Raw genomic sequence first — 6,459 nt, 5'->3', positions numbered from 1 at the left:
TTCATCCAGTTCAAAGGTGGATGAACGGAGTTCTGAGGTGGATTCATCCAGTTCAGAGGTGGATGAACGGAGTTCCCAATCTCCAATACTTTTTATAAAACTGGTAATTGATTAAACAAAATCCAATAAAAACCAAGCTGTTGGACTGCTTGGTTAAATTGTTCAAAATCGACAGGTTTGACGATGTAGCTATTTACCCCAAGCTGGTAACTCTCGATCATATCCTGGTCTTCAGCAGAAGATGTCAGCACTACAACTGGAATCATTTGTGTGCGTGGATCGGATTTGAGTTGCCGTAAAACTTCTAATCCACTTATCCTTGGCAGTTTCAAATCTAGCAAAATGACTTTGGGTTGATTCGTCATGCTACGGTGGGCGTACTCTCCCCGACAAAAGATAAAATCTAGAGCTTCGGCTCCATCTTGAAGTAGTTGAATATTGTTGCCAATTCTACCGCGACGCAATGCTCGGATAGTTAACTCGGCATCAGTAGGATTATCTTCAACTAACACAATGGAAATTGATTGCTCTAAAGATGGGTCATTGGGTTGGTCACTCATGGGTTATATTTACCCTTCAAGGGTGAAATAAAAAGTTGCGCCTCGATCGATCGCTGCTTCTGCCCAGATGCGCCCACCGTGGCGTTGAATAATGCGCTGCACGATCGCAAGTCCAATCCCCGTACCTGCAAAATCTTGTTCGCGGTGCAGACGTTGGAATACTCCAAACAAATTATCGGCATACTGCATATCAAATCCGGCTCCATTATCTCTAATGAAATACACTCCTTCCCCATCCATAAGCTCATAGCCCACTTGAATGTAAGCAGGAGATTTGTAGCGGGTGTACTTAATCGCATTTGATAATAGATTTATCCAAACTTGTTTGAGCAGTGAAGGGTCAGCCTGACATATAGGTAAATCGGCGATCGCAAATTCAATCTGACGACCCTGCAAATCTGAGGCTAAATCACTTAGCACCTGTTGAATTATCTCATTAAATAAAACGGGCTGCCGAGATATTTCCTTACGATCTAGGCGGGATAGGTTCAACAAATCGTCAATCAACTCACCCATGCGTTTGGCATTCTCCCGCATAATTTTTAGGTAACGATTGGCTTCTGTATCGAGTTGCTTACCGTAGTCTTCTTGCATCATTCTCGCAAAGCCAACGATCGCCCGCAGCGGTGCCCGTAAATCATGAGAAACGGAGTAGGAAAAAGCCTCTAACGCTTTGTTAGCAGCTTGCAATTGCTCTGTCCGCTGGATTACTCGTTCTTCTAATTCAGCATTGAGTTGGCGGACTTCTGCCTCCACTGCTTTCAGGGCGCTGATATCGCGCATGATCGTAGAAAAATATTCCAGACTGCCATCTGTGGCTTTGTGAGCAATGATCATTTGGGAAACCGGAATTTCTCTACCATCACCGCCCAACAAGGCGGTTTCACCAACCCAGATTCCATTTTGGATAGCTGCCGGAATGCCTTGATTTTGGATAATCTCTAATGCCCACTGGGGATGGTAGTTGGGGATGTTCATGGTAGTTATATCTGCATCCAGTGGTATGCCTGCCAATTTTCTGGCTTGAGTGTTATTCCAAAAAACATTGCCTTGGGGAGTGGCCATACCAATATGATCGGTGGATGCTTCTAGGATGGTAATTAGGCGATCGCGGTCTTTCTCGGCTCGTTGGCGTTCGGCAATTTCAGCCCGTAAGGATTCATTTAGTTCTGCCTCCTGCTTCAACAGACGGGCATTGTCAATGGAAATAGCTGCCTGAGTAGAAAGTAAACTGAAGATTTCAATTCGCTCTGGGGTAAAGGCGCTGGTGGTGAGATTATTTTCTAAAAGGACAACTCCAGTTAGTTTTCCCTGGTTTAAAAGAGTAGCGCAAAGAATTGACTTCGATTGGTGGCGAACAATCCAGGGTTCAGATTGAAAATTGCCCAATTGAGCAGCATTGTCGAGAATAACACTCTCTTGCGTGCGAACCACGTAGTTAATCAGCGCAGTTGGCAAGTAAGGAGTCCGATCTGCTGATATCGATTCCAAGGGAATTGATTGCAAAACTTCTACTGTCTCATTACCAATCGATCCCATCGCCTCAACCCGCCATTCGTCTTGTGTTGGCAAAATCAGATAACCTGTTTGCGCCCCGGCATTCTCAATCAGGATGGTCATCAGTTTTGCCAGGAGTTTATCTAACAGAATTTCACTGGCGATCGCTTGGGAGGCTTTCAATACCGTTTCTAAATCAAGTGCTTCTAACTTACTGGAAGTCGATTGTGTAGTGTCAAGTTGACGTGTGCTGGTTCGTTGCGATCGCAGTTCTAGCAGTTGGGGATAGCGTCTTTCCAAATCTTCAACTTTAGCAGTTGCCCCCCACCTTAAATAACCATACTTCGCCTCTTGCAGATAGGCTTTAGCAATTGTCATCCGGTTGTTTGCCAGATGAAACTTTGCTGCTAGTTCGTTGGCTAGCGCCTCTTCTTGGAGATATTCGTTTTCTCTAGCCAGAGCGATCGCGCGATCGTAGCCATCCATTGCTGCTGCTACTTCACCCAATACCCGATGCCGTTCTGCTTCTACCAAATACCACTTATGTAAATAATTCATCGGGGCATGATCTGCCCAAAGTTGCATCTTCTGTTGACTTTCAGTTACCCGTTGGAGAATCATTGCTTGCTCCTCCTGATTCACCTGCGGATAAAGCATCAGTCGCGCCAGGGAATCATAAAAATAGAAGATGGGGAAAACTGCATTCGACCTACCCCCATCCGGGTAATTTTCTGCTTGATTGGCATTGTCAACGGCTTGGGAAAAATTCTCGAAGTAATAGCAAAGAAACAGCTTATTGAAGTAAAGATAAAACAGCCCTTTATGATGATTAGCTTGTTGTAGCAAAGGTAATTCTTGCGACTCATCATAAGCCTCACCGATCAAAATTTCGGGAGTTGCAGCTGTTGTCATCAAGTTCAAGACTGTCTGTTGATAAACCTTGAGTGCATTGGCATTAGTAGATTCTTTCAGTTGAGTGAGTACTTGGATGTAGCTTTCTAGTTTCTGTTCCAGTTCGGGCAGGGGCATATCTGTAAAAAAACAGTGGTCGCAGTGGTGCAAAATACTGTATGCGGCAAATTCCAAATCTCCCGTCTCAATACCGATTTGGTAAGCCTCCTGTAATGGTTTAATCGTTTCTTTCAGATGAACATTCCGAAACCGCACAGAGGCGTTTGCCATGAATAGGGTTTTACAACGGATCAGTAAGTTGCTGGATTGTTCTAGTAGCTTCAGTGCCAACTGCACAAACTGATAGGCCGTTTCAATCTCTAGAAGCACGCTACCCAGAATGTTACTGTAGGCGGCGTAGGCGAAGGCTGAAAGGTCATGATTGCCGTACTTAATTGATAAATTCACCATCTCCAGAATGATTAGTGGAAATAGCGCTGGGGCTGCTTGGTAGGCTGGGGCCGTCAAATTTGCTAGTAACCACATGCTGAGGGGAGCGATCGCATCCGTCATCGGTGGTAGATTAAACAAATCTTCCACTCGCCTAATCTGCAAGGTACGGGCAGTATTGGAGAATGCTTGCTGAATTTCCTCTGGAGTTGGTGCAACTGGCAGATGTACGCCTAATTCCTCTAGAGCCTGAAGACCGATCGCCAGTGCTGACAGAAATTGCATCTGTCCGCAATATGCTTGAATTTTTACTTCATAAACTTTAATTTTGGCTGCCAGCGATTTGGTATTTTCTAGCACGCAGCTTACCAATTGTTCCATTAACTCCAGTTCGCCATTGAGGTAAGCTGTTTCTGCTGCCAAACTATACAGTGCTAGAGGCAATTCATATTGAGTTTGCCAGCAATTATCTGCCAACAAATCTAAACCGATTTGGAAGTATTTTAAAGCAGAGTTATATGCTGTAGAAGCTTTCGCTTTTTCTCCTGCCATCAAATTTAGTTGAGCCAGTTCATCGCGTTCTGCCTGGATTTTAATTAGCTCTTTACCTAAATTGAGTTGATTGGTGATGTCAAAGATATTTTGCTCTCGCTGTTGGGCAGAAGCTTGCTGGAGAAGTCGTTTGCCGATTTGCAGATGAACATTTCGCCGTTCTGATTCGGGGATCAGAGAATAAGCTGCTTGCTGAATGCGATCGTGAGCAAATTTATATTCAATGACAGGGTTGCTAGGGAGTGGCACATCCAAGACAACGGATTTGTGGGCATTACTCATGGGCAAAATCAACCCTTGAGCGATCGCTACTCCCAAAGCTTGGGCGGCTTGCCGTTGGGATAATTGGGCGGCAAATGTTAAGGTTTCGAGATTAAATTGGTTGCCAATGCAGGCAGATAGCTGCAACACTTGCTGCGTCTTTTCATTGAGCTTCTGAATCTTACCTGCCATCAACTCCACAATGTTATCGGTAATTCCCCGATTCTTAATTAGTTCTATCGACCATTGCCATTTCTTTGTTTGGCGATCGAATTCTATTAGCCCTTCAGTGTAGAGAGATTTCAAAAATTCATTAATGAAAAAGGGATTGCCACCAGTTTTTTGTTGCACCAGTTCTGCTAAGGGTAGGGAATCCTCTGGTTGGCAGTGCAATGTATCGGCAATCAGCTGATTGATATCAGGTAAACTTAATGCTGCCAGAGAAAGTTGGTTCACTACTGCTCCAGCTTGGCGAATTTCCTCTATCATCTGGATCAGGGGATGAGCTGTATTCACCTCGTTATCTCGATATGCCCCCATTAACAACAACGATTGTTTCTCAGTGGAGGTAGCCAGTAGTTGAATCAGCTTCACCGAGGCATTATCTGCCCACTGAAGATCGTCTAAAAAGATGACGAGTGGATGTTCTGACTGGGTAAAGACGCGAATGAAATTTTGGAAGACTTGGTTAAAGCGATTTTGAGATTCAGTTGGCGGTAGAATAGGTACGTCTGGTTGATTGCCGACAATTAATTCCAATGTGGGAATTACTTTGGTAATGACGCGACTGTTTGAGCCAAGGGCAGCTAAGAGGTTGTCTCGCCACAGACACAGTTGTATATCCTCTTCAGTCAATAATTGTTTGATGAGTGATTCAAAGGCTTGAGCGATCGCAAAGTAAGGAATATCTCGCTGATACTGGTCAAATTTGCCAGAAATAAAGTAGCCCCGTTGTTGCGTAATCGGTTTATAAATTTCCTGCACCAATACTGACTTGCCAATACCGGAATATCCTGCTATCAGCATCAGTTCAACTTGAGAAGCAGACAGTTCGTCTTTCTTACGTGCTACTCTGGCGATCGCTGCTAATAATGTCTCAATCTCCCTTTCTCTACCATAGAGTTTTTCCGGGATATAAAACTTATCAGAAATATCCTGTTGCGCTAACACAAAAGGCTCAATTCGTCCTGTATTTTCTAGCTGAATTAGACACTGTTCTAAATCAGTTTTAATTCCCCAAGCACTTTGATATCGATCCTCTGCTGTTTTAGCTAAAAGTTTCAAGATAATTTCGGAAACGCTCGCCGGAATTTCTGGAGCGATAACATGGGGTGGAACGGGTTCCAAAGCCAGATGGTAATGAATCAACTCCAGGGCATCACTAGATTCAAAGGGCAGCCGATGGGTCAATAGTTGATAGAAGGTAGCACCTAATGAATAAAAATCAGTTCGGTAGTCCAGAGAACGGTTCATCCTGCCTGTTTGCTCTGGAGAGATGTAAGCTAATGTTCCCTCTAATACGGTTGGATTTTTGAGAGTTAATGTCTCCCGCGATCGGGCAGTTGAAATCCCAAAATCAATAAATTTAAGTTGTTGTGTTTCTAGATTTAAAACAATATTCGATGGATTAATATCTTTATGAATAATATTTGCACTATGAATTTCACTTAAAATTTCAGCAATCCGAACAGCTAACTTCAGAAACTCGATTAAGGAAAACCTTCTTGTCGCGATAATTTTTGTTAAGGATTCGCCTCCAAAATCCTCCAGAACGATCGCAAAAGTGCTTTGATATTGCTGCAAGTCGTAAGCCTGGATAACACCTTCCAATGATAAGCTGCGGGTGATTTCGTATTCCAGCTTATAGCGTGTGATTTCCTCTGGTGTAGGGTAGTCTTTCTTCAAAATCTTGAAGATTAAAGGCAAACGATCCCGTTCCCGTATTCCTCTATAGACCCGTGAATTAGCACTTTCATGGATTTTTGCCCAAATTTTATATTCAGGAATTTCCAGCATGGCTCAACCGCCTTCAATTCTTATATTGAGGAGCAAAGTAGGGTTGACTTGCAAGCCAGATTATACAATAGTCAAACCCTTAATTATTCATTTATTTAGACTGTACCTGGGCTGACTAGTTCTAACAGGCGTGATTGATTTGATCTCTTCACTGGCTGGGGACGTTACGCTGACTCAATGGCGACAATCTGGATTCCCTTGCTTTTTCTGTAGTTTTCTCATGACTTTTTCA

General features: G+C 43.6%; 2 protein-coding genes. Both read right to left on the bottom strand.

Annotation, left to right across the window (positions count from 1 at the left end; translation table 11 throughout):
* Window positions 1-92: 92 nt before the first annotated feature.
* The gene (locus tag ACM0OX_RS06240) at window positions 93-560 is read right to left on the bottom strand and encodes a response regulator (protein ID WP_414513948.1); all 468 of its coding nucleotides are present in this window, start codon (window positions 558-560) and stop codon (window positions 93-95) included.
* A gap of 9 nt (window positions 561-569) precedes the next feature.
* Window positions 570-6,227 (bottom strand): AAA family ATPase, encoded by a 5,658-nt coding sequence (locus ACM0OX_RS06235; protein WP_414513946.1) that lies wholly within the window; start codon window positions 6,225-6,227, stop codon window positions 570-572.
* Between the last annotated feature and the right edge of the window lie 232 nt (window positions 6,228-6,459).

It is taken from the genome of Nostoc sp. PCC 9305 (assembly GCF_963920915.1).
Lineage (GTDB): Bacteria > Cyanobacteriota > Cyanobacteriia > Cyanobacteriales > Nostocaceae > Nostoc.
Note: the sequence above shows the minus strand (reverse complement) of the source record. Positions and strands in the feature narration are given on the sequence as shown.

Coding starts and splice junctions, on each gene's coding strand:
- ACM0OX_RS06240 (WP_414513948.1), bottom strand. CDS start 560: ATGAGTGACCAACCCAATGACCCATCTTTAGAGCAATCAATTTCCATT.
- ACM0OX_RS06235 (WP_414513946.1), bottom strand. CDS start 6,227: ATGCTGGAAATTCCTGAATATAAAATTTGGGCAAAAATCCATGAAAGT.